This window comes from Pseudomonas marginalis (genome assembly GCF_001645105.1).
Lineage (GTDB): Bacteria > Pseudomonadota > Gammaproteobacteria > Pseudomonadales > Pseudomonadaceae > Aquipseudomonas > Aquipseudomonas petroselini.
In genome coordinates, this window is the sequence record NZ_LKEG01000015.1 from 57,349 (window position 1) to 78,777 (window position 21,429).

The 21,429-nt window shown below is 62.9% G+C and carries 25 protein-coding genes; 13 read left to right on the top strand and 12 right to left on the bottom strand.

The window, feature by feature from the left end:
• The first annotated feature begins 6 nt into the window (after window positions 1-6).
• From AO064_RS01635 to AO064_RS01655, 5 genes are all read left to right on the top strand, one after another.
• On the top strand, window positions 7-1,152 hold the full coding sequence (locus AO064_RS01635; protein ID WP_064052212.1) for a Fic family protein: 1,146 nt from the start codon (window positions 7-9) through the stop codon (window positions 1,150-1,152).
• 75 nt (window positions 1,153-1,227) lie between these two features.
• A complete protein-coding gene (locus AO064_RS01640) occupies window positions 1,228-1,470 on the top strand; it encodes an exodeoxyribonuclease VII small subunit (protein ID WP_003176346.1) in 243 nt (80 codons plus the stop codon).
• Window positions 1,467-2,354 carry a (2E,6E)-farnesyl diphosphate synthase gene (gene ispA / locus AO064_RS01645; protein ID WP_064052213.1) on the top strand — a complete coding sequence of 296 codons (888 nt, stop codon included), beginning with the start codon at window positions 1,467-1,469 and terminating at the stop codon, window positions 2,352-2,354. The genes AO064_RS01640 and ispA overlap by 4 nt, the downstream gene beginning before the upstream one ends.
• A gap of 110 nt (window positions 2,355-2,464) precedes the next feature.
• Window positions 2,465-4,363 (top strand): 1-deoxy-D-xylulose-5-phosphate synthase, encoded by a 1,899-nt coding sequence (dxs, locus tag AO064_RS01650; protein WP_064052214.1) that lies wholly within the window; start codon window positions 2,465-2,467, stop codon window positions 4,361-4,363.
• A gap of 78 nt (window positions 4,364-4,441) precedes the next feature.
• Window positions 4,442-6,337, top strand: coding sequence for a TonB-dependent receptor domain-containing protein (locus tag AO064_RS01655; protein ID WP_064052215.1), 1,896 nt, complete (start codon window positions 4,442-4,444; stop codon window positions 6,335-6,337).
• 19 nt (window positions 6,338-6,356) lie between these two features.
• Here AO064_RS01655 and AO064_RS01660 read toward each other — a convergent pair whose 3' ends face one another.
• The 11 genes from AO064_RS01660 to nrdR all read right to left on the bottom strand — a co-directional run bounded on the left by AO064_RS01660 (window position 6,357) and on the right by nrdR (window position 14,565).
• A complete protein-coding gene (locus AO064_RS01660) occupies window positions 6,357-7,145 on the bottom strand; it encodes a cobalamin-binding protein (protein ID WP_064052216.1) in 789 nt (262 codons plus the stop codon).
• Complete coding sequence (locus AO064_RS01665; protein ID WP_015886100.1) at window positions 7,142-7,561, bottom strand: nuclear FMR1 interacting 1 family protein; 420 nt, start codon at window positions 7,559-7,561, stop codon at window positions 7,142-7,144. The genes AO064_RS01660 and AO064_RS01665 overlap by 4 nt, the downstream gene beginning before the upstream one ends.
• The gene (ribA, locus tag AO064_RS01670; RefSeq protein ID WP_064052217.1) at window positions 7,558-8,175 is read right to left on the bottom strand and encodes a GTP cyclohydrolase II; all 618 of its coding nucleotides are present in this window, start codon (window positions 8,173-8,175) and stop codon (window positions 7,558-7,560) included. Before ribA ends, AO064_RS01665 begins: the two co-directional genes overlap by 4 nt.
• Window positions 8,176-8,304: 129 nt before the next feature.
• Window positions 8,305-9,033, bottom strand: a complete 729-nt coding sequence (locus AO064_RS01675) for a type 2 periplasmic-binding domain-containing protein (protein WP_064052218.1) — start codon at window positions 9,031-9,033, stop codon at window positions 8,305-8,307.
• Window positions 9,034-9,095: 62 nt separating this feature from the next.
• Window positions 9,096-10,061: a thiamine-phosphate kinase gene (thiL, locus tag AO064_RS01680; protein WP_064052219.1), complete on the bottom strand. Its 966-nt coding sequence runs from the start codon at window positions 10,059-10,061 to the stop codon at window positions 9,096-9,098.
• An 18-nt stretch (window positions 10,062-10,079) separates the two neighbouring features.
• On the bottom strand, window positions 10,080-10,580 hold the full coding sequence (gene nusB / locus AO064_RS01685) for a transcription antitermination factor NusB (RefSeq protein ID WP_064052220.1): 501 nt from the start codon (window positions 10,578-10,580) through the stop codon (window positions 10,080-10,082).
• Window positions 10,577-11,053 carry a 6,7-dimethyl-8-ribityllumazine synthase gene (ribH, locus tag AO064_RS01690; RefSeq protein ID WP_003176356.1) on the bottom strand — a complete coding sequence of 159 codons (477 nt, stop codon included), beginning with the start codon at window positions 11,051-11,053 and terminating at the stop codon, window positions 10,577-10,579. Before ribH ends, nusB begins: the two co-directional genes overlap by 4 nt.
• Window positions 11,054-11,143: 90 nt before the next feature.
• Window positions 11,144-12,235: a bifunctional 3,4-dihydroxy-2-butanone-4-phosphate synthase/GTP cyclohydrolase II gene (gene ribBA, locus AO064_RS01695; RefSeq protein WP_015886105.1), complete on the bottom strand. Its 1,092-nt coding sequence runs from the start codon at window positions 12,233-12,235 to the stop codon at window positions 11,144-11,146.
• A gap of 15 nt (window positions 12,236-12,250) precedes the next feature.
• Entirely contained in the window at window positions 12,251-12,913 is a 663-nt protein-coding gene (locus tag AO064_RS01700) for a riboflavin synthase (protein WP_015886106.1), read from the bottom strand.
• Between the two features lie 48 nt (window positions 12,914-12,961).
• Complete coding sequence (ribD, locus tag AO064_RS01705) at window positions 12,962-14,098, bottom strand: bifunctional diaminohydroxyphosphoribosylaminopyrimidine deaminase/5-amino-6-(5-phosphoribosylamino)uracil reductase RibD (protein WP_064052221.1); 1,137 nt, start codon at window positions 14,096-14,098, stop codon at window positions 12,962-12,964.
• On the bottom strand, window positions 14,095-14,565 hold the full coding sequence (gene nrdR / locus AO064_RS01710) for a transcriptional regulator NrdR (protein ID WP_015886108.1): 471 nt from the start codon (window positions 14,563-14,565) through the stop codon (window positions 14,095-14,097). The genes ribD and nrdR overlap by 4 nt, the downstream gene beginning before the upstream one ends.
• Before the next feature lie 140 nt (window positions 14,566-14,705).
• Between nrdR and AO064_RS01715 the strand changes: the two genes are divergently transcribed.
• From AO064_RS01715 to trxA, 3 genes are all read left to right on the top strand, one after another.
• Window positions 14,706-15,161, top strand: coding sequence for a YbaY family lipoprotein (locus tag AO064_RS01715; RefSeq protein ID WP_015886109.1), 456 nt, complete (start codon window positions 14,706-14,708; stop codon window positions 15,159-15,161).
• Complete coding sequence (locus AO064_RS01720; protein ID WP_064052222.1) at window positions 15,158-15,814, top strand: class I SAM-dependent methyltransferase; 657 nt, start codon at window positions 15,158-15,160, stop codon at window positions 15,812-15,814. Before AO064_RS01715 ends, AO064_RS01720 begins: the two co-directional genes overlap by 4 nt.
• Before the next feature lie 240 nt (window positions 15,815-16,054).
• Window positions 16,055-16,927 carry a thioredoxin gene (gene trxA / locus AO064_RS01725; protein WP_015886111.1) on the top strand — a complete coding sequence of 291 codons (873 nt, stop codon included), beginning with the start codon at window positions 16,055-16,057 and terminating at the stop codon, window positions 16,925-16,927.
• On the opposite strand, the gene AO064_RS01730 is transcribed toward trxA, so the two are convergent.
• Window positions 16,924-17,271 (bottom strand): hypothetical protein, encoded by a 348-nt coding sequence (locus tag AO064_RS01730; RefSeq protein WP_015886112.1) that lies wholly within the window; start codon window positions 17,269-17,271, stop codon window positions 16,924-16,926. The genes trxA and AO064_RS01730 overlap by 4 nt on opposite strands.
• 130 nt (window positions 17,272-17,401) lie before the next feature.
• Here AO064_RS01730 and AO064_RS01735 point away from each other — a divergent pair, with 130 nt between their 5' ends.
• The 5 genes from AO064_RS01735 to AO064_RS01755 all read left to right on the top strand — a co-directional run bounded on the left by AO064_RS01735 (window position 17,402) and on the right by AO064_RS01755 (window position 21,302).
• Window positions 17,402-17,992 (top strand): DUF2796 domain-containing protein, encoded by a 591-nt coding sequence (locus AO064_RS01735; protein WP_064052223.1) that lies wholly within the window; start codon window positions 17,402-17,404, stop codon window positions 17,990-17,992.
• Window positions 17,993-17,998: 6 nt separating this feature from the next.
• Window positions 17,999-18,709 carry an ABC transporter ATP-binding protein gene (locus AO064_RS01740; RefSeq protein WP_015886114.1) on the top strand — a complete coding sequence of 237 codons (711 nt, stop codon included), beginning with the start codon at window positions 17,999-18,001 and terminating at the stop codon, window positions 18,707-18,709.
• Between the two features lies 1 nt (window position 18,710).
• Window positions 18,711-19,976 carry an ABC transporter permease gene (locus AO064_RS01745; RefSeq protein WP_064052224.1) on the top strand — a complete coding sequence of 422 codons (1,266 nt, stop codon included), beginning with the start codon at window positions 18,711-18,713 and terminating at the stop codon, window positions 19,974-19,976.
• 11 nt (window positions 19,977-19,987) lie between these two features.
• Window positions 19,988-20,509 (top strand): DUF3299 domain-containing protein, encoded by a 522-nt coding sequence (locus tag AO064_RS01750; protein ID WP_015886116.1) that lies wholly within the window; start codon window positions 19,988-19,990, stop codon window positions 20,507-20,509.
• 94 nt (window positions 20,510-20,603) lie between these two features.
• Window positions 20,604-21,302, top strand: coding sequence for an OmpW/AlkL family protein (locus tag AO064_RS01755; RefSeq protein WP_064052225.1), 699 nt, complete (start codon window positions 20,604-20,606; stop codon window positions 21,300-21,302).
• The last annotated feature ends 127 nt before the right edge of the window (window positions 21,303-21,429 follow it).

Here is a 21,429-nt window from a genome sequence, read left to right on the forward strand (position 1 = left end):
CCTCCCATGGACCAGCCGTTCTGGATCTGGCAACACCCCGACTGGCCGCACTTCCATTGGCAACCAGGACGCTTGGCGGCCTTGCTACGTGAGTGCGGGCAAGCGCAAGGCAAGCTGCTGGGCATGCTTGGCACCGTCAGCCAGGCGGTTAACGCGCACAACGAGCTGGATGCGTTACTGCAAAACATCCTGACCTCTTCGGCCATCGAGGGGGAACAGTTGAATGTGGGCTCGGTGCGCTCATCACTGGCACGGCGCCTGGGCCTGGGCCTGGAGCCGTTGAAGGACGCCAGCGTCAGCCGTCGCAGTGAAGGCTTGGCCGATCTTATGATGGACGCCACCGAGCAATACGCCCAGCCCTTTACCCTCGCCCGTCTTTTGAATTGGCATCATTGGCTGTTTCCAGCACCGGAAGCGGGTTATGCCGCACGTGCACTGAATGTTGGAGCATTGCGTGGCGATGAGCCGATGCAGGTGGTGTCGGGGCGGCTTGATCGGCCGATGGTGCACTTCGAGGCACCGCCGCGCAAAGGCCTGGAGCAAGCGCTGGAAGACTTCCTCGAGTGGTTCGAAACCAGCCGAAATCAACCGGAACTGGACCCGCTGGTCCGCGCCGGTGTGGCGCATTTCTGGTTTGTCACGCTACACCCTTTCGATGACGGTAATGGTCGACTGACACGCACCATCACCGACTTGGCGTTGGCCCAGGGCGAACACCAGGCCATCCGCTTTTACGCCATGTCGGCCAGCATTCTTGAGGACCGCGCAGGCTATTACAAAGCGTTGGAGTCCAGCCAAAAAGCCACGCTGGATATTACCGACTGGCTGGAATGGTTCCTCAAGACCCTGCTGCGCAGCCTGCAGCAAGCCATGGTGCGGATTGACCGGGTATTGGACAAAAGCCGGTTCTGGCAGCAGCACCGCGACCTCGCGTTGTCTGCCGAACAGATCAAGGTGCTCAACCGCCTGCTCGATGGCGGTGAAAAGGGTTTTGAGCACGGTATCAGCGCGGCGCAGTACCAAGCAGTGGCAAAGGTGTCCAAGGCCACAGCGACGCGTCATCTGGCTGATTTGCTGGAAAAGAACTGCCTGGTCCGACTCCCCGGAGGCGGCCGCAGCACGCGGTATCAAGTCAATACAGCGAACAGGTGACACCCCCACTCATTTGCCCAGAATCCCCATGTCTGCTAGTGTCGCGCCGGTTTACCGTCTACCGGAATAGCCGCCATGGCCCGCAAAAAAGTTGCACTCGATTTCGAACAATCCCTCGCCGACCTGCAAACCCTGGTCGAGCGTCTGGAGAACGGTGAGTTGTCGCTGGAAGACTCGTTGACCGCGTTTGAGCAAGGCATCGGCCTGACCCGTGACTGCCAGAGCGCGCTCGCGCAGGCGGAGCAGAAGGTGCAAGTACTGCTGGAACGTGACGGGGAGTTGGCCGAAGAACCTTTCGATGCGGAACAGCCCGAATGATCGACGCGTATCAGGCCAGTAGCCAAGCCCGGGTCAATGCGGCATTGGAACCCTTGTTTGTTGCGCCAAGCCCGGAAATGAAGCGCCTCTATGAGGCCATGCGCTACAGCGTGATGAATGGCGGCAAGCGTGTGCGCCCGTTGCTGGCGTATGCGGCCTGTGAAGCACTCGGTGCGCCGGCCGAACAGGCGAACGGCGCGGCCTGCGCGGTCGAGCTGATTCACGCCTACTCCCTGGTGCATGACGATTTGCCGGCGATGGACGACGACGATTTGCGGCGCGGCCAACCCACCACCCACAAAGCCTTCGATGAAGCGTATGCGATCCTGGCCGGTGACGGTTTGCAGAGCCTGGCGTTCAGCGCGTTGCTGGACCCGGCGCTGAGCAGCGTCAATGCCGAGCTCCGCCTGCGCATGGTGACTGCACTCGCCCATGCTGCGGGCCCGGCAGGCATGGTGGGCGGGCAGGCGATCGACATGGGTTCGGTCAGCCTCAAGCTGGACCAGCAAGCCCTTGAACACATGCACCGCCACAAGACCGGCGCCTTGATCGAAGCCGCCGTGCACTTGGGCGCGCTGGCCAGCGGGCGGGCTGAAGCGCCTCAATTGGCGGCGCTGAAGACCTACGCCCTGGCCATCGGCCTGGCGTTCCAGGTGCAGGACGACATTCTTGACGTAGAAAGTGACACCGCAACCCTGGGCAAACGCCAGGGCGCCGATATCGCACGGGACAAACCGACTTACCCTGCGCTGCTCGGGCTTACTGCGGCCAAAGCCTATGCCCTGGAGCTGCGTGACCAGGCCCTGGACGCCCTGCGACCATTCGACGCGGCGGCCGAGCCACTGCGTGACCTGGCGCGGTATATCGTCGAACGCCGCCACTGACACGCGCGGCCTTTACGGCCGCATATCGGCCAAGTTCGGCGCTCTGCGTGGGCAGTTTGCGATGCTTGAGGTAAACTGCCGCCTCTTCTATACCTATAACGATTCGCCTGATGCCCACGACGTTTCAAGAGATTCCCCGCAAGCGCCCGTCCACGCCCCTGCTTGACCGTGCTGTCACGCCGGTCGGCCTGCGTCGACTGGGTGAAGCCGAGCTGGAAACCCTGGCCGATGAGTTGCGCCTGGAATTGCTCTACACGGTCGGCCAGACCGGTGGGCATTTTGGTGCCGGCCTGGGCGTCATCGAGCTGACCATCGCCCTGCATTACGTGTTCGACACCCCGGATGACCGGCTGGTGTGGGACGTGGGCCATCAGGCGTATCCGCACAAAATCCTCACGGGCCGCCGCGAGCAAATGGGCACCCTGCGCCAGAAGGACGGCATTGCCGCCTTCCCGCGCCGCGCCGAGAGCGAATACGACACCTTTGGCGTCGGCCACTCCAGCACCTCCATCAGTGCAGCGCTGGGCATGGCGATTGCCGCCCGCCTGCAGGGCAGCGATCGCAAGGCGATTGCCGTGATTGGTGACGGCGCGCTGACCGCCGGTATGGCCTTCGAAGCGCTGAACCATGCGCCGGAAGTGGACGCCAACATGCTGGTGATCCTCAACGACAACGACATGTCGATCTCGCGCAATGTCGGCGGGCTGTCCAATTACCTGGCAAAAATCCTCTCCAGCCGCACGTATGCAAGCATGCGTGAAGGCAGTAAGAAGGTGCTCTCGCGTCTGCCAGGCGCATGGGAAATTGCCCGGCGCACCGAAGAATATGCCAAGGGCATGCTGGTCCCCGGCACCCTGTTCGAAGAACTGGGTTGGAACTACATCGGCCCGATCGACGGCCATGACTTGCCCACCCTGATCGCCACGCTGCGCAATATGCGTGACCTCAAGGGCCCGCAATTCCTGCATATCGTCACCAAAAAAGGCAAAGGCTTCGCCCCGGCGGAGGTCGACCCGATTGGTTACCACGCAATCACCAAGCTCGACCCACTGAACGCTCCCGCCGCTGCACCGAAAAAGGCCAGCGGGCCGAAGTATTCCGGTGTGTTCGGCGAATGGCTGTGTGACATGGCAGCTGCCGACCCACGCCTGGTAGGCATTACCCCGGCGATGAAGGAAGGCTCCGACCTGGTGGCGTTCAGCGAGCGTTTCCCGCTGCGCTACTTCGACGTCGCGATTGCCGAGCAGCACGCGGTGACCTTTGCCGCCGGCATGGCCTGTGAAGGCGCCAAGCCGGTGGTGGCGATCTACTCGACGTTCCTGCAACGCGGTTACGACCAGTTGGTGCATGACGTCGCGGTGCAGAACCTCGACGTACTGTTCGCCATCGACCGCGCCGGCCTGGTGGGCGAAGACGGCCCGACTCACGCCGGCAGCTTCGACCTGTCCTACCTGCGCTGCATCCCCGGCATGCTGGTGATGACGCCGAGCGACGAGAACGAACTGCGCAAGATGCTCAGCACCGGCCACTTGTACAACGGCCCCGCCGCCGTGCGCTACCCGCGTGGCAATGGCCCGAATGCCGTGATCGAGAAGGACCTGGAGCCTATCGAGATCGGCAAGGGCATCGTGCGTCGCCAAGGCAGCAAGACCGCGTTCCTGGTGTTCGGCGTGCAATTGGCCGAAGCACTGAAGGTCGCCGAGAAGATCGACGCCACCGTGGTCGACATGCGCTTCGTCAAACCCCTGGATGAGGCCTTGGTGCGCGAGATCGCCGGCAGCCATGAACTGCTGGTGACCGTCGAAGAAAACGCCATCATGGGCGGCGCGGGTGCGGCGGTCAGCGAGTTCCTGGCGCGGGAGAATATCCTCAAGTCCGTGCTGCACCTGGGCTTGCCGGATGTGTATGTCGAACACGCCAAGCCGGCGCAGATGCTGGCGGAGTGTGGGTTGGATGAAGCGGGCATTGAAACCTCAGTACGCGAGCGCATGACACTGCTGGGGCTGTAGAAACCGGCTCAACAGGTGGGAGGGGGCTTGCCCCCTCCCACATGGGTTATGTATCACGTTTGAAGCTACGGACAGCCGATGAATCGCCTTCGCCTTGCCCTGCCCTTGCTGCTTCTCTGCGCCCCGGACCTGCTGGCCGATACCCGCGACGACGCGCTGAAACTCCCCAACGTCGTCATCAGCGCCAACCGCCAGGTGCAGGCCCGCAACGACAGCAGCGCCGCCAACACGGTGTTCACCCGCGACGACATCGACCGCCTGCAGCCAACCCGCCTCACCGACCTCCTCAGCCGCGTGCCCGGTGTACAAGTCGCGCCCAGCGGTGGCCGTGGCAGCCTGCCGGGGATTTATATGCGTGGCACCAAATCCGCGCAAAGCCTGGTGCTGGTGGACGGCCAGCGCATCGCTAATACCACCTCCGGCGACAGCGGCCTGCAATACCTCAATGTCGACCAGATCGAACGGGTGGAAGTGCTGCGCGGCTCACGCTCGGTGATCTATGGCAGCGATGCGATTGGCGGGGTGATCCAGGTGTTTACCCGGCGCAACGCCGAGCCAGGCGTGCAGCCGCGCTTGAAACTCGGGTTTGGCAGCCATCAGACCTGGGAGCGCAGCCTCGGCCTCTCCGGCGGCGACGAACAAACGCGTTTCAACCTGGGGGCGAGCCTGGATGACACCGCCGGGATCAACTCGACGCACACCTCATTCCCCAGCGATGGCGACCATGATGCCTACCGCAACCAGTCCCTCAGCCTGAACCTCAGCCATTCCTTCAGCGATGCGCTGGAGGCGGGTTTCAACCTGTTGGATAACCGTGGCAAATCGGAATACGACAACAGCTTCGGCCGCTACGACCTCGCCACCGGGCAAACAGTTGGGCAAAAGCCCTACACCGACTACGCCGTGAGCAGCGCCAGCGGCTATGTCGATGCCACGCTCAACGAGCACTGGCAATCGCGCCTGGAGCTGGGCCATAGCGAGAACCGCGATACCAAGCGCGACACCCTCAGCGATGACTTCAGCGTGTTCAACACCTACCGCGATTCGGTCAACTGGCAGAACGACCTGACGCTGAATGACCAGAACAGCCTGATACTTGGCGGCGACTGGTACGAAGATCGCTTCCACGGCTCCACCACCTTCACCGAAAACAGTCGCTGGAACCGCGCCGCCTTCGTACAGCATCGCTTCCATGGCGAGTGGTTTTCCACCGAGCTGGGGCTACGGCGCGACCAAAACCAGCAGTTCGGCGGGCAGAACAGCTGGAGCGGCACTGTGACAGTGCCGGTCAACCCGGACAACGACCTGCTGCTGACCTACAGCGAAGGCTTCCGTGCACCGACCTTCAACGACCTGTACTACCCCGACACGCAGTACAGCAACCCCGACCTGCAGCCCGAAACCTCCAAAAGCTACGAGTTGCAATGGCGCAGTCAATTGAGCGACAGCACGCGCCTTGAAGCCTCGCTGTACCGCACCGACTTGAGCGATGCGATCATCCTCGACCGCTCCGGCAAGCCGCAGAACGTGGCGTCGGCGCGTATCAACGGCTTTGAGGCCGCACTCAAGCAGGAGCTGTTTGGCTGGCAAGGCAACCTTGGGTTGTCGCTCATCGACCCACGCGACCGCGACAGCGGCCACACGTTGGCCCGCCGGGCGCGGCGGACGTTGAACCTGGATCTGGATCGGCAATTCGACACGCTGGGGCTGGGCGCCAGCTGGCAGGCCATCAGCAGCAGCTATGACGATGAAGACAACACCCACCGCCTGGGCGGCTATGCCTTGCTTGGGTTGCGCAGCAGTTGGGCGCTGAATCGGCAAGTGGCGCTATCGTTGAAGGTCGATAACCTGCTGGACAGGTCCTATGCGCGGGCGCGTTACAGCTATAACGACCCGGGCTTTTTAAACAATCAGGATTATCGCGAAGAGGGTCGGGTGTGGATGTTTGGGGTGACGTGGACGCCTGAGATCTGAGGTGCCTGCGATGGCGGTATCACAGGTTCGGCGCAATCACCTGACACAACCGCCCCACCGCCTCCAACATCTGCCCACTGGGCCTCTCCAGGCCTTTGTCCGGCACTAACCGCACCCGCGCCGCCATCGTCGGCCAGACCTTCCAGGCCGCCTGCTGAGCCTGATCACCCACCAGGATCATCTCGGGATTACGCTGCAGCACCGACTCGATGTTGACCTGCGGCGCGGGCAGCTTGAGGTCATCGAACACATTGCGCGCACCGCACACCGTCAGCGCATCGCTGATGATCTGCCCACCGCCCACGGTGTACAGCGGCTGATTCCAGACTTGGTAAAACACCCGCAACGGCTCGGCACGCTGATAGCGCTGGCGCAGTTCGGCCAGGCGTTTGCGCAATTGCGCGGCCAGTTGCCGTCCGGCCTCAGGGCGATCCAATTGCTCGGCGATGGCCTGGACCTGAGTGGTGAGTTGTTCAAGACTATGGGGTTCGGCGACGTACACCGGGATATTCAGGCGCTGCAACTGCTCACGCTGGGCGGGACCGACACTGCCGGGCCAGAGCAGGATAAGGTCGGGCTTGAGGCTGAGCAGGTGCTCCATGTCCAACTGGCCGTAATGCCCTACCGACGGCACTTGCGCCAGCGCCGCCGGGCGCTCGCCGCCGTCGAGCACGCCCACCAGCAGATCGGCGGCGCCCAGTTCGACCACGATTTCAGAAAGCGACGGCGCCAGGCTCACGACCCGTTCGACCGCCAGCGCCTGGGCACTGAATGCCAGCAGCACCACCGCCAGCCAGTGACACCTCATCCCAGTTGACGGGGAATGCGGTAGAGGTAGAACAGCACCACGGTCGACAGCGCCAGCAGGAACAGCGGCACCGCTTCCAGGCCGACGAACACCGACAACGCACCGATCCAGGCCGGCACGGCAGCGATCAGCAACGCCGTGCGCCGACGGGCCGCCAGGGTGATCCAGGCAGCCGGTTCTTCGGGAGTATCGAGGGCTTTGGAGGTGGCGATCAACGCGTGTTTATAACCGTTGAAATAACGCAGGCTGAGGAACATCGAGGCCACGCCGGCGATAAAGAAGGGCATGGCCAGCACGGGTAGCAGGGACTCGGCTTGGCCAAACACCAGGTTGATCACAAACAAGGGGAGCAACGCCAGGGCCAGGTACTGCCACCAATTGAAGGACAGCCGCCGTTTCACCTGGCCACGGGTCACGCGCGGTCGACCTCGCCTTGGTGCTCGTTACCCATCATGTGGTCGAGCTTGCTGGCCTTGGTGGCCAGGTAGAGTTTGTTGTGCGGATTGTGTCCGGTGTGCAGCGGCACGCGCTCGGCCACCGTGATGCCCATCTCGGTCAAGGCTTTGACCTTGCGCGGGTTGTTGGTCATCAGGCGCAGGGAGCTGACGCCCAGGTACTCCAGCATCGGCAGGCAGATCGCGTAGTCACGCTGGTCGGCGGCAAAGCCCAGGCGCTCGTTGGCCTCGACGGTATCGGCACCCCCATCTTGTAGCTCATAGGCGCGGATCTTGTTCATCAGGCCAATGCCACGGCCTTCCTGACGCAAGTACAACAGCACGCCCCGGCCTTCACGGGCGATGGCCCGCATGGCTGCTTCCAGTTGCGAACCGCAGTCGCAACGCTGGCTGAACAGCGCATCGCCGGTCAGGCATTCGGAGTGCACCCGGCCCAGTACCGGCGCGCCATCAGCGATATCGCCCAGGCTAAGCACAACGTGCTCGCGCCCGGTGGCTTCTTCGAGAAAGCCGTTCATGGTGAACGTGGCAAAAGGGGTAGGCAGCTTGGAAGCAGCGACGAAAACGACGGGCACCGTGTGCTCCTGATTTCAGTTTTTACAAAGGCGGCCATTGTAACAGCAGGTTCCTACAGACGCTTAAGCTGAATTATCGCTGATAAAGATCAATCGGTTCGATTGGCCTTCGTCCTGGTTCTATGCAGGTTAGAAGGGATAGGCCTGGTGCCAGCGCTCGAAAATCGGTCTCAGCTCGCCGCTTTTTACTAACGCGTCCATACGCTGGTCGAACACGCCCGCCAACACCCGCCCTCGCTCGCTGTCGGTAAACCCGACGTAGAGCGGCAACTCAACGACAGGGGTGAGCTTAAACTGTGTGGGGTCTTTCGCCTGGCTGAGTACGAATTTGGACTCGGTGAGGGAGTCGATATAAAAGTCCACTCTGCCGTGCTGGAGCATCGGCAGGATGCCATCGCGGCGTTCGATCTGGTTGAAGCGTTGTACATTCGGCAAGTACGCCTCGAACTTGTAGCCGCGCACCCACGCCAAGCGGTAGTTGGCCAGCGTGGTCAGGGTCGGCGTGGGTGTGGTCGCCAGCCCCAGCGCATAAATGTGGTCGGAATCGAAGCGCCAGTGCGGGTACACCACGCCTTTGACTTCGCCCGGATAGGAACCAACCCAGCCATCCACCTCGCCGCGTTGGGCCAGGCCGACCGAGCGGGTGTAGGGCACAGAGCGGGTTTGCAGCTTGAACCCAGCGGGCTCAAATACCTGTCGCAGTAAGTCCCAGGCCAGGCCGCTGCCATCGGCATTGGTGTAGTCATCCCAGGCCTCACTGGCCAGCGACACTTTACCGGGAGCCACCGCGGCCTCCTGTGCCTGCGCCAAGGGGGCGACGCAACACAGCAGAATCCTCAGCCAGCGGCGCACATCCATAATGATGACCTCCTACAGGTATTGCATCCGTATGAGGCTATAGGGTAGCGCAGGTCGCCCGGTTACGGCGCCTCTCGAAAGTGTTGATAGCCACGAATGGCTGGGGTGATGTCGTGCCCGTGTGCGTCGAGTAGGGTTACGCCCTGCCCCGGCTCGACCCGGCCGATCACATGGATCGGCAACCCATCGGCCAGCAGTGGTGCCAGTTCGGCGGGCGGCAGGGTGAACGCCAGCACGTAGTCGTCCCCCCCGCTCAGGGCCGCCACCCGCGCTTCGTCATCACCGACGAACGCCAGCAGCGCCGTGGACAACGGCAAACGCTGGCGCTCAATCAACAGGCTGACCTGTGATGCCGTGGCGATATGCCCGCAATCGGCCAGGAGCCCATCGGAAATATCCATCGCCGATGTGGCTTTACCGCGCAACGCCAGCCCCAAGGCCAACTGCGGTTGCGGCGACCAGTAATGAGCCAGTAACGGATCGGCGATCGCCGCATCGGCGCTGCGCTGGCCCAATACCAGCGGCAAGGCGCCGGCGGCGTTGCCCAGTTCGCCGCCGACACACAGCAGGTCGCCCGCTCGCGCGCCGCTGCGAGTCAAGGCTTGCCCGGCCGGCACACGACCCAACACGGTCAAGGTCAGGCTCAGCGGACCACGCGTGGTATCACCGCCCACCAACCCCACGCCGCAACGTTGCGCCATGGCATTCAACCCTTGGGCATAGCGTTGCAGCCAATCGGCATCGACCGTCGGTGTGGTAAGGGCAAGGGTAAACGCGAGGGGATGGGCGCCCATGGCGGCCAGGTCACTCACCGCCACGGCCAACGAGCGCTGGCCCAGCAGGAAGGGGTCGCAGGGGTCGGCAAAATGCACCCCGGCCACCAGTGTATCGGTGGAGATTGCCAACTGCTCCCCGGTGGGGAGCGCCAGCAAGGCGCAGTCATCGCCGATCCCCAGGGCAATCCCCTCGCCGCCTTGCGCACAAGGCGCGGCGGCGAAGTAGTTGCGGATCAGCTCAAACTCGCCCATTCAGGTTTCAAGCGCGATTCAGCGCTTGTACGCCTTCACTTCGGCTTCACGCAGGCGTGGTGCCAGCTTGTCGAGCACGCCGTTGACGAACTTGTGGCCGTCGGTCGAACCGTAGACTTTCGCCAGTTCGATACCTTCGTTGATCACCACGCGGTACGGCACGTCAACGCGATACAGCAGCTCCCAGGCGGACAGGCGCATCACGCACAGCTCAACCGGGTCCAGCTCGTCGATGGTCAGGTCCAGGCATGGCACCAGGGCTGCATCGATCTCGGTCAGGTGGGCATGCACACCGTGCAGGATGTCGTGGAAGTACGGCAGGTCGGCGAGGGTGAAATCGTTGTCGACGCGAAACTGTGCCTCGATTTCGTTCAACGAAGCGCCCGCTATCTGACGCTGATACAGCGCCTGGGTCGCCAACTGCCGAGCAGCGCGACGCTTCTCGTTCTTGGATGGCTTGCCGGCATCGGCTGGGCGTGGGTCACGCGGGTTGAAGTTGTCGCTCTCGTCGGAAATCACTTGGCCTCCAACTGCGACAGCAGGCTGACCATTTCCAGCGCGGACAGGGCAGCTTCAGCGCCTTTGTTACCGGCCTTGGTGCCGGAGCGCTCGATGGCTTGCTCGATGGAATCAACGGTCAGTACGCCGAAAGCGACCGGTACGCCGAACTCCATGGACACCTGGGCCAGGCCCTTGGTGCATTCGCCGGCCACGTATTCGAAGTGCGGGGTACCGCCACGAATGACCGCGCCCAGGGCGATGATCGCCGCGTATTCACCCTGCTGGGCAACTTTTTGCGCAACCAGTGGAATTTCGAAGGCGCCAGGGGCACGGATGATGGTGATGTCGCTCTCGCTCACACCGTGGCGAACCAGGGCGTCCACGGCACCGCTTACCAGGCTTTCAACCACGAAGCTGTTGAAGCGGCCAACCACCAGGGCGTAGCGGCCTTTGGGGGCGATGAAGGTACCTTCGATGGTCTTCAGGGTCATTCGACAAATCTCTTAAAGAGCCGGGACGCGTGTATGACGCGTCCCTTAGTGATATTTGAACCGCGAACAAAGGGCGAAAACCGCCAGCCTTTATTCGGAGGGCACGTATTCTACTACTTCCAAGTCGAAACCGGATATCGCATTAAATTTCATCGGTGCGCTCATCAGGCGCATTTTGCGCACACCCAGGTCCCGCAGGATCTGCGAACCGGCACCGACGATGCTGTAGGTGGTCGGCTTTTTCACCGGCGCGTGGTCAGCCGTTTCGCGGATATGCGCCAGCAAGACGTCGCCATCCACCGGGTTGCCGAGCAGCAGCACCACACCGCTGCCCGCCTCGGACACCGCGGACATCGCGGCGCGCAGGCTCCAGCGGCCCGGTTGCTTGACCATCAGCAGGTCACGCAGCGGGTCCATGTTGTGCACGCGTACCAGGGTCGGCTCTTCGGCGCAAATGGTGCCCAGGGTGAGGGCCATGTGCACGTCGCCTTCCACTGAATCACGGTAGGTGACCAAATTGAATTGGCCCAGTTCGCTGTCGAGTGGCTGCTCGGCAATCCGCTGAACGGTACGTTCGTGGATCATCCGGTAGTGAATCAGGTCGGCAATGGTGCCCACCTTGATGTTGTGTTCGGCGGCAAAGGCTTCGAGTTCGGCACGACGAGCCATGGTGCCGTCGTCGTTCATCACTTCGCAGATCACGCCGCTTGGCTCGAAACCGGCCATGCGTGCCAGGTCGCAGGCGGCTTCGGTGTGGCCGGCGCGGGCCAGGGTGCCGCCCGGTTGGGCCATCAGCGGGAAAATGTGGCCTGGGCTGACGATGTCTTCGGCCTTGGCGTCTTTGGCGGCGGCGGCTTGCACCGTGCGCGCGCGGTCAGCGGCAGAAATACCGGTGGTCACGCCAGTAGTCGCTTCAATCGACACGGTGAACTTGGTACCAAAACCCGACCCATTACGCGGCGCCATCAATGGCAGCTTGAGCAACTCGCAACGCTCGCGGCTCATGGGCATGCAGATCAGCCCACGGGCATGCTTGGCCATGAAGTTGATGTGCTCAGCCTGGCAGGCCTCGGCGGCCATGATGATGTCGCCTTCGTTCTCGCGGTCTTCGTCATCCATCAGGATGACCATCTTGCCTTGGCGGATGTCTTCAACCAGTTCTTCGATACTATTGAGCGCCACAGGGCACCCCCTTGGTCAGGATTTCAGGTAGCCATTAGCGGCCAGAAAACTTTCGGTGATGTTCCCGGATGTTGGCTCTGCGGCCTTATCGCCCATCAACAGGCGCTCCAGGTAACGGGCAAGCAAGTCGACTTCCAGGTTCACCCGGCGACCCGGCTGGTACGAGGCCATGATCGTTTCGCTGAGGGTGTGGGGAATGATGGTCAGTTCGAATTCGGCGCCGTTCACGGCGTTCACGGTCAGGCTAGTGCCATCGACGGTGATCGAGCCTTTATGGGCGATGTATTTGGCCAGCTCTTTGGGCGCGCGGATGCGAAATTCCACAGCCCGCGCATTTTCGCTGCGGGCGACCACTTCGCCGACGCCGTCGACGTGGCCGCTGACCAGGTGACCGCCCAGGCGGGTGGTCGGGGTCAGGGCTTTTTCCAGGTTGACCGGGCTGCCGGCCTTGAGATCGTTCATCGCGGTGCAGTCCAGGGTTTCCCGGCTGACGTCGGCGGCAAAACCGTTGCCCGGCAGTTCGATGACGGTCAGGCACACGCCGCTGACTGCAATGCTGTCGCCCAGTTTGACGTCGCCGAGGTCGAGCTTGCCGGTTTCAACCAGCAGGCGCACGTCGCCGCCTTTGGGGGTCATTGCACGGATGCTGCCGATGGATTCGATAATGCCGGTGAACATTTCGTTCTCCTGAAAACGAGGGGCTGACGCTCAAGCGCAGGCCGGGAATTATACGCTCGCTGCTGGCACAGGGATGGCAGTGACCCGCCAGTCGTCGCCTACAGCGCGCATTTCAGTGATCTTGAGTTGGGGGGCATCGGCCAGTTTATCAAGCGGCCAGTCCAGCAAAGGCCGGGCGGCGGAGCCGAGGAACTTGCCTGCGACGAATATCACGTATTCGTCTACCAGGCCTTGTTGGGCAAACGCACCCGCCAGGCTTGGACCGGCTTCCACCAGCACGTCGTTGACGCCACGCGCAGCCAGCGCGACCAGTGCCGAGCGCAAGTCGACCTGGCCTTCGACACCTGGCACCACCAGGCACTCAGGGCCACGGGGGAACTGATTTTCGGCAGTCACGCAGGTGATGACCAACGCCGGGCCAGCCTTGAAGAACGGCGCGTTGAGCGGCACTCGCAGGCGGCCGTCGATCAGCACGCGCAATGGCGGGCGCGACATGACCAGGGCGGTGGTGGCGTCATCCAGGCCGAGTTCGGCGGCGCGCACGGTCAGGCGCGCACCGTCGGCCAGCACCGTATCGGCGCCGGTCAGCACCACGCTGGCCTCGGCGCGCAGGCGCTGTACGGCAGCGCGGGCGGCGGGGCCGGTGATCCATTGGCTTTCGCCGCTGGCCATCGCGGTGCGGCCGTCCAGGCTCATCGCCAGCTTGACCCGCACAAACGGCAGGCCCTGCTCCATGCGCTTGAGGAACCCTCTGTTGAGGGCCCGCGCTTCACTTTCCAACACACCGCTGCGCACGTCGATCCCGGCCTGGGCCAGGCGCTGCATGCCGCGCCCGGCGACTTCCGGGTTAGGGTCCTGCATCGCCGCGACCACCCGCGCCAACCCGGCACTCACCAGCGCATCGGCGCACGGCGGGGTGTGCCCATAGTGACTGCAAGGTTCGAGGGTCACATAGGCGGTGGCGCCGCGCGCCTTGTCACCGGCAGCGCGCAGGGCATGAACTTCGGCATGGGGCTCGCCGGTGCGCACGTGCCAGCCTTCGCCGACGACCTGCCCATCGCGCACAATCACGCAGCCCACCCGAGGGTTGGGGTGGGTGGTGTACAGACCCTTGCGCGCCAGTTCGAGGGCGCGGGCCATGTAATGGGCGTCGAGCACAGCTTGTTCGGCAGAGGGTGAATTCATTCTTTGGCAGGCTCACGGGCCAGGCGGTCGATCTCTTCGCGGAACTCATTGAGGTCCTGGAAGCGTCGATACACCGAGGCGAAACGGATATAGGCAACTTCGTCGAGCTTTTGCAGCTCGCCCATTACCAGTTCTCCAACCACCAGGCTCTTGACCTCGCGCTCGCCGGTCGCACGCAGCTTGTGCTTGATATGCACCAGCGCCGCCTCCAGCCGCTCGACACTCACCGGGCGTTTTTCCAGGGCGCGCTGCATACCGGCGCGCAATTTTTCTTCGTCGAAGGGTTGGCGGCTGCCGTCGGACTTGATCAGCCGTGGCAACACCAGTTCGGCGGTTTCGAAGGTGGTGAAACGTTCACCGCAGCCAGAGGCCAGGCATTCGCGCCGGCGACGCACTTGATCGCCCTCGGCGACCAGTCGCGAGTCAATGACCTTGGTGTCGTTGGCACCGCAGAAGGGACAGTGCATGGTGGGCAGGCAACAAATAAAGGGAGGGCCATGGTAGCGCATCCCCGTGGCAAGACAAGCCATAGCCTTTACGGTATATAGGCTGGCTATTATGTTTCATATTTTTCAAGCCACGGATTTTGTCCTTTCTGGAGCCGTACATGCAGTTACGACCACTTGTTTTGCTCACCCTGTTCAGTGTCCTGGTCGCCTGCAGCAGCGAAGCCCCCAAGCCTGCCGCCCCTCAACCGGCACCGGCGCAAGAGAAAAAAGTCCCCGGCATTGAAGACACCGGTCCCCTGCCCGCCTACCAGCGTGAAATCAGCGGCAGCCTGACCAACGTGCCGGCCGGCGCTGAAGTCGAGATGGCGTTGCTGGTGATCGACGACCGTTCGCGTCCGCAACAACTGCTGGCCAGCAGTGTGCTGACCGGCAATGGCCAGCCCCTGGCCTTCCGCCTGCGCTACAACCCCGAAGCCTTCCCCGCCGGTGCGCGGGTTGAACTGCGCGGCCGCGCCAGCCAGTCCGGCCAGCTGATCCTGCACCTGCCCGCCGTGCGCATCACCCAGGCGATCACCCAGAGCACCGGCCCCCTGCAACTCGTCAAGGCACCATGACGCCACCGTTGGACCTGCAAGCGGCGCTGAGCGAACTGATCGGCGACGCACAGCTGGTGCCCTGCCCGTTGCCGGGCACCGAGCTGTCGTTGTGGCTGCTGGATGCCGACAACATGGACCGCGCCTTCAGCCCCGAAGAAACCCGCCGCATTCTGCATGAACCGCCCTACTGGAGTTTTTGCTGGGCCAGCGGCCTGGCGCTGGCGCGCTACCTGGCGGCGAACCCTGAGTGGGTCGCGGGCAAACGCGTGCTGGACTTCGGCGCGGGCTCCGGCGTGGCCGCGATTGCAGCGGTCAAGGCTGGCGCACGGGAAGTGGTGGCCTGCGACTTGGACCCACTGGCCTTGGCGTCATGCCGGGCGAATGCCGAGCTTAACGATGTAGAGCTGGGCTACTCCGCCGATTTTTTCGCCGAAGCCGACCGCTTCGACCTGATCCTGGTCGCCGATGTGCTCTACGACCGGGCGAACCTGCCGCTGCTGGATCAGTTCCTGACCCGAGGCCGCGAAGCACTGGTGGCAGATTCACGCGTGCGTGACTTCCAGCACCCGGATTACCAGCGGCTGGAGATCCTTGATGCGCTGACATTGCCGGACTTGGCCGAGCCTTGGGAGTTTCGCAAGGTGAGTCTTTACCACTCGCGGCGCTCTTGAAAGCATCCCTTCTGTAGTGAGCGGGCTTGCCCCCCGCCGGGTGGCGGAGCCGCCCCAAAACAGGCGGCTGAATTCTGTCTGGAAGGTTGCGGTGACCGGATTGGGGCGGCTTCGCCACCCAGCGCGGGGCAAGCCCGCTCACTACAGTGGCAGGCATCACGCGTTTGAACTCCAAGCCGCTTCCGGTAGCCAGCGCCAGCCCTTATAGTTGCCCCATTCCCGCTTTATTCGAGACGCCCCATGAGTGAACCCACGCCGTATATCTTCGACGTCACCACCGCCAATTTCGACCAGGCCGTGATCCAGAACTCCTTCGAAAAACCCGTGCTGGTGGATTTCTGGGCCGAGTGGTGCGCGCCGTGCAAGGCGTTGATGCCAATGCTGGCGAAGGTTGCCGAGAGTTATCAGGGCGAGTTGCTGCTGGCCAAGGTCGATTGCGAGGCCGAGCAGGACATCGTTGCGCGGTTTGGCATTCAGAGCCTGCCGACGGTGGTGCTGTTCAAGGATGGGCAGCCGGTGGATGGGTTCGCCGGAGCGCAGCCGGAGTCGGCGGTGCGGGCGATGCTCGAGCCGCATGTGCAGATGCCGCCACCGGCAGCGGCGGATCCGTTGGAGCAGGCCCAGGCACTGTTTGCCGAAGGTCGCATCAGCGATGCTGAAGCCGTGCTGGTGACGCTGCTGGGCGAAGACAACACTAACGCCGCGGCGTTGATCCTGTACGCCCGCTGCCTGGCCGAACGCGGTGAATTGGGTGAAGCCCAGACCGTGCTGGACGCGGTGAAGAGCGACGATCACAAAGCCGCCCTCGCCGGGGCCAAGGCGCAGATCACCTTCCTGCGCCAGGCTGCCGACCTGCCGGACGCCGCCGACTTGAAAAGCCGCCTGGCGCAAAACCCGCAGGACGACGAAGCGGCCTATCAGTTGGCGATCCAGCAACTGGCGCGCCAACAGTACGACGCGGCGCTGGAAGGTTTGCTCAAGCTGTTTATCCGCAACCGCAGCTACAGCGAAGGCCTACCGCACAAGACCTTGCTGCAGGTGTTCGAACTGCTGGGCAACGACCACCCGTTGGTGACCGTGTACCGCCGCAAGTTGTTCGCCGCGCTGTACTAATCGCCGACCCAGCTGTACAGCGGCGTATCCCCGCCGCTGGCAACCTTCACCTGGGCGCTGTGGCGCAGGCGTACCAAAAGGCGCTTGCCTGCCGAGGCGTCGCCGGCCAGGCCTTCCAACTGGTCAAGCAACTCCAGGCCACTGAGCTGTCCGGCCTTGCGCAACAGCGCCTGGGCGCCCTGCCACAGCTCATCATTGTGTTTGACCGGAGCCACGGGCGCAGCGGCCGGGCTGGCGACGGGCGTGGCCTGCAAGTGCGCGCCCAGCCGTGCCCAATCGCCGTCATCGAGCTCCAGGGTCAAGTCCACCGGCAGGTCGCCGACCGTTCCACGAATTCGCAACATCGTCCTTACTCCTGCATTTTTCCGACAAGCATGCTCCCATGCGGCTTGCGCAACGCCAAGCGGGCGGTCAAACTCTCGGCCAATTGTTATAAGATCACATAACAAAACTTTCATGTTCTGGAGTCTTCTCATGCGCCGTTTGTTGCTTGCTTTGCCGTTTGCCCTGCTGCCATTGGCGGTTGCCCATGCTCATGACGACCACGACCATGAACACGGCAGCCTCGGCGCCCACGAGCATGGCGTCGGCCGCCTCAACGCAGTGCTCGACGGCCAGGCCCTGGAGCTTGAGTTGGACAGCCCGGCAATGAACCTGGTGGGTTTCGAACACCTGGCCACCACCCCGGCGGACAAAGCCAAGGTCGCCGCCGCGCGCAAGCAACTGGAGAACCCCGTCGCCCTGTTCAACCTGCCTAAGGCTGCCGGTTGCGTGATCAGCACCCAGGAGCTCAACAGCCCGCTGTTCGGCGATAAACCCGAAGCCGACCATGACGACGATGATGACGACGCCAAAGACGGCGCCCACGAACACCCTCACGACCACAGCGAAATCCACGCCCACTACCAGTTCACCTGTGCCACACCGACGGCCCTGAGTACTCTTGACCTGACCCAGGTGTTCAAGACCTTCCCCGCCACCCAGAAAATTCAGGTACAACTGATCGGCCCGAGCGGCCAGCAAGGTGTTGAAGCGACGGCCACCGCAGCCACCCTGAAGTTCTGAGTCCCCATGACCCACGCATTGATCGAACTGTCTGACCTGGGCTTCAACTGGCCTGGGCACCCACAGTTGCTGGACATCCCCGCGTTCCGCCTGGAAGCGGGGGAAACCCTGTTTCTCAAAGGCCCGAGCGGCAGTGGCAAAACCACACTGCTGGGCCTGCTCGGCGGCGTGCAGAAACCCAGCCGAGGCAGCATCCGCCTGCTCGGCCAGGAGCTGACTGAGCTCTCGGCCGGTGCCCGCGACCGTTTCCGCGTCGACCACACCGGCTACATCTTCCAGCAGTTCAACCTGCTGCCGTTCCTGTCGGTGCGCGAGAACGTCGAATTGCCGTGCCACTTTTCCACGCTGCGCGCGCAACGAGCAAAACAGCGCCACGGCAGTGTCGACCAGGCCGCCGCTGCGTTGCTCGCGCACCTGGGTTTGAAAGACAAAGACCTGCTCGAAAGGCGTGCCGACTCGCTGTCCATCGGCCAGCAACAACGGGTGGCCGCCGCCCGTGCGTTGATCGGCCAGCCGGAACTGGTGATCGCCGACGAGCCTACCTCGGCCCTGGACTACGACGCCCGCGAAGCCTTCCTGCAACTGCTGTTCGCCGAATGCCGCGAAGCGGGCGCCAGCCTGTTGTTTGTCAGCCATGACCAGAGCCTGGCTTCGCTGTTCGACCGCAACCTGTCGCTGGCCGAGCTCAATCGCGCCGCCACGCCCGCAGAGGTTTGAGATGTATCTGTTCCGTCTAGCCATGGCCAGCCTGGCTAATCGCCGCTTTACCGCGATCCTCACTGCTTTCGCCATCGCGCTTTCAGTCTGCTTGTTGCTCGCGGTGGAGCGCGTGCGCGTTGAGGCGCGCAACAGTTTCGCCAGCACCATCAGCGGCACCGACCTGATCGTCGGCGCCCGCTCGGGCTCGGTCAACCTGCTGCTGTACTCGGTGTTTCGCATCGGCAACGCCACCAACAACATCCGTTGGGACAGTTTCGAACACTTTGCCGCCAGCCCCCAGGTGAAGTGGGCGATCCCGATGTCCCTCGGCGACTCCCATCGCGGCTACCGCGTGATGGGCACCAACGCGTCCTACTTCGAACACTACCAATACGGGCGCAAGCAAAACCTCGAACTGGCCAGCGGCCGCGCCTTCGCGACCGACCCGTTCGAAGTGGTGCTCGGTGCCGAGGTCGCCGACGCGTTGCATTACAAACTCGGCGACAAACTGGTGCTCGCCCACGGCGTGGCGGTGGTCAGCCTGGTCAAGCACGACGACAAACCGTTCACCGTGGTCGGCATTCTCAAGCGCACCGGCACGCCGGTGGACCGCACGTTGCACATCAGCCTCGGCGGCATGGAAGCGATCCATATCGACTGGCACAACGGCGTGCCCGCGCAGGGCAAAGGCCGTATCAGCGCCGACCAGGCACGTAACATGGACCTTACACCGCAGGCCATCACCGCGTTCATGCTCGGCCTGAACAACAAGATTTCCACCTTCGCCCTGCAACGGGAGATCAACGAATTCCGCGGTGAACCGATGCTGGCGATCCTGCCCGGCGTGGCACTGCAAGAGCTGTGGAGCATGATGGGCACCGCCGAAAAAGCCCTGTTCGTGATCTCGCTGTTCGTGGTGCTCACCGGCCTGATCGGCATGCTCACGGCGATCCTCACCAGCCTCAACGAACGCCGCCGCGAAATGGCGATCCTGCGTTCGGTGGGCGCCCGCCCGTGGCATATCGCGACGCTGCTGGTCTTCGAAGCCTTCGCCCTGGCGCTGTCTGGCGTGATCGCGGGCGTGGGTTTGCTGTACGTGTGCATGGCCGCGTCGCGCGGGTACCTGCAGGCCAACTACGGCCTGGACTTGCCGATGTCGTGGCCCAGCGAATATGAATGGACGTTGCTCGCCGGTATCCTGGCGGCAGCGCTGTTGATGGGCAGCGTGCCCGCGTGGCGCGCCTATCGACAATCCCTGGCCGATGGCCTGTCCATACGTTTATGAGGAAGGCTTTGATGCGTCGCGCCCTGCTTGCCCTGTTTCTGCTGATTGCCCTGCCCGCCTGGGCGGAAGATCAGCCCAAGGACTTGTCCTGGCAGGAAATGATCCCGCCGGACGCGCCGCCGGAAATTCCCAATATGAAACCGCTGCACGACCTGTCGAACATGGCCGATGCGTTGTCCGTCGAGGCGGCGCCGGCCGCCAAACAGGATTTGCCCAACGCGCCGGTGGTGCAGAGCCTCGACGGTCAGCACATCCGTTTACCGGGTTATATCGTGCCGCTGGAAGTCAGCGAAGAAGGCCGTACCACCGAGTTTCTGCTGGTGCCGTATTTCGGCGCGTGCATCCATGTGCCGCCGCCGCCGTCGAACCAGATCGTGCATGTCAAAAGCGAGATCGGCGTGAAGCTCGATGAGCTCTACCAGCCGTACTGGATCGAAGGCGCGATGCAAGTCAAACCGTCCACCAGCGAACTCGCCGATGCCGGTTACCAGATGGATGCCGAGAAAATTTACATGTACGAGCTGCCGGAATAGCGCTGATCGCCCTTTCATTGAGCTGAGTCAAAAGACCGAACGGAACGATCTTTACCATTGGACGTACAACTTTTAAACGTCCTTTGGAGCTCCCATGAACAAGTCTCTGCTTGGCGCGTCCCTCTTCGCGCTCGCCCTCGCTGCCCCTGTTGTACACGCTCACGAAGCGGGCGACATTCTGATTCGCGCCGGTGCAATCACCGTGAACCCGAAGGCAGACAGCAGCAGCGTCAAGGTTGACCAGGGCCCACTGGCCGGCGCCAATCTAGGCGGCAAGGCGACCATGAGCAGCGACACTCAGTTGGGCTTGAACTTCGCCTACATGCTGACCAACCACGTCGGTATCGAACTGCTGGCGGCCACACCGTTCGAGCATGACGTGAAGATCAAGAACACCGCCCTAGGCGCCGCGAACGGCAAACTCGGCACCCTGAAACACCTGCCGCCGACCCTGAGCGTCGTGTACTACCCACTGGACAACAAGTCGGCTTTCCAGCCGTACGTGGGCGCCGGTATCAACTACACCTGGATCTATGACGAACACGTCGGCAGCCGCGCATCGGACGCAGGCTTCAGCAACTTCAAGGCCGAAAACTCCTGGGGCTGGGCGGCGCAGATCGGTGCCGACTACATGATCAACGACAAGTGGATGATCAACGCCCAGGCGCGCTACATCGACATCAGCACCAAAGCGACGGTGGACAACAATGCCCTGGGCCAGGGCACTCGCGCCAAGGTCAATGTGGACGTCGACCCGATGGTCTACATGGTGGGTATCGGCTACAAGTTCTGACACCAACCTAACCAGCAACACAACACTCAATGTGGGAGGGGGCTTGCCCCCGATTGCAGTGTGTCAGCCAACACATATTTGACTGAACCACCGCTATCGGGGACAAGCCCCCTCCCACATTTGGCTC

What these genes read in the sequence shown, in the direction of transcription:
- AO064_RS01745 (WP_064052224.1), top strand. Translation starts at nt 18,711, where the DNA reads ATGTATCTGTTCCGTCTAGCCATGGCCAGCCTGGCTAATCGCCGCTTT.
- AO064_RS01715 (WP_015886109.1), top strand. Translation starts at nt 14,706, where the DNA reads ATGCAGTTACGACCACTTGTTTTGCTCACCCTGTTCAGTGTCCTGGTC.
- AO064_RS01655 (WP_064052215.1), top strand. Translation starts at nt 4,442, where the DNA reads ATGAATCGCCTTCGCCTTGCCCTGCCCTTGCTGCTTCTCTGCGCCCCG.
- dxs (WP_064052214.1), top strand. Translation starts at nt 2,465, where the DNA reads ATGCCCACGACGTTTCAAGAGATTCCCCGCAAGCGCCCGTCCACGCCC.
- trxA (WP_015886111.1), top strand. Translation starts at nt 16,055, where the DNA reads ATGAGTGAACCCACGCCGTATATCTTCGACGTCACCACCGCCAATTTC.
- AO064_RS01735 (WP_064052223.1), top strand. Translation starts at nt 17,402, where the DNA reads ATGCGCCGTTTGTTGCTTGCTTTGCCGTTTGCCCTGCTGCCATTGGCG.
- AO064_RS01700 (WP_015886106.1), bottom strand. Translation starts at nt 12,913, where the DNA reads ATGTTCACCGGCATTATCGAATCCATCGGCAGCATCCGTGCAATGACC.
- AO064_RS01640 (WP_003176346.1), top strand. Translation starts at nt 1,228, where the DNA reads ATGGCCCGCAAAAAAGTTGCACTCGATTTCGAACAATCCCTCGCCGAC.
- ribD (WP_064052221.1), bottom strand. Translation starts at nt 14,098, where the DNA reads ATGAATTCACCCTCTGCCGAACAAGCTGTGCTCGACGCCCATTACATG.
- AO064_RS01660 (WP_064052216.1), bottom strand. Translation starts at nt 7,145, where the DNA reads ATGAGGTGTCACTGGCTGGCGGTGGTGCTGCTGGCATTCAGTGCCCAG.
- AO064_RS01675 (WP_064052218.1), bottom strand. Translation starts at nt 9,033, where the DNA reads ATGGATGTGCGCCGCTGGCTGAGGATTCTGCTGTGTTGCGTCGCCCCC.
- AO064_RS01635 (WP_064052212.1), top strand. Translation starts at nt 7, where the DNA reads ATGGACCAGCCGTTCTGGATCTGGCAACACCCCGACTGGCCGCACTTC.
- thiL (WP_064052219.1), bottom strand. Translation starts at nt 10,061, where the DNA reads ATGGGCGAGTTTGAGCTGATCCGCAACTACTTCGCCGCCGCGCCTTGT.
- AO064_RS01730 (WP_015886112.1), bottom strand. Translation starts at nt 17,271, where the DNA reads ATGTTGCGAATTCGTGGAACGGTCGGCGACCTGCCGGTGGACTTGACC.
- AO064_RS01720 (WP_064052222.1), top strand. Translation starts at nt 15,158, where the DNA reads ATGACGCCACCGTTGGACCTGCAAGCGGCGCTGAGCGAACTGATCGGC.
- ribH (WP_003176356.1), bottom strand. Translation starts at nt 11,053, where the DNA reads ATGACCCTGAAGACCATCGAAGGTACCTTCATCGCCCCCAAAGGCCGC.
- ispA (WP_064052213.1), top strand. Translation starts at nt 1,467, where the DNA reads ATGATCGACGCGTATCAGGCCAGTAGCCAAGCCCGGGTCAATGCGGCA.
- AO064_RS01755 (WP_064052225.1), top strand. Translation starts at nt 20,604, where the DNA reads ATGAACAAGTCTCTGCTTGGCGCGTCCCTCTTCGCGCTCGCCCTCGCT.
- AO064_RS01750 (WP_015886116.1), top strand. Translation starts at nt 19,988, where the DNA reads ATGCGTCGCGCCCTGCTTGCCCTGTTTCTGCTGATTGCCCTGCCCGCC.
- nrdR (WP_015886108.1), bottom strand. Translation starts at nt 14,565, where the DNA reads ATGCACTGTCCCTTCTGCGGTGCCAACGACACCAAGGTCATTGACTCG.
- AO064_RS01740 (WP_015886114.1), top strand. Translation starts at nt 17,999, where the DNA reads ATGACCCACGCATTGATCGAACTGTCTGACCTGGGCTTCAACTGGCCT.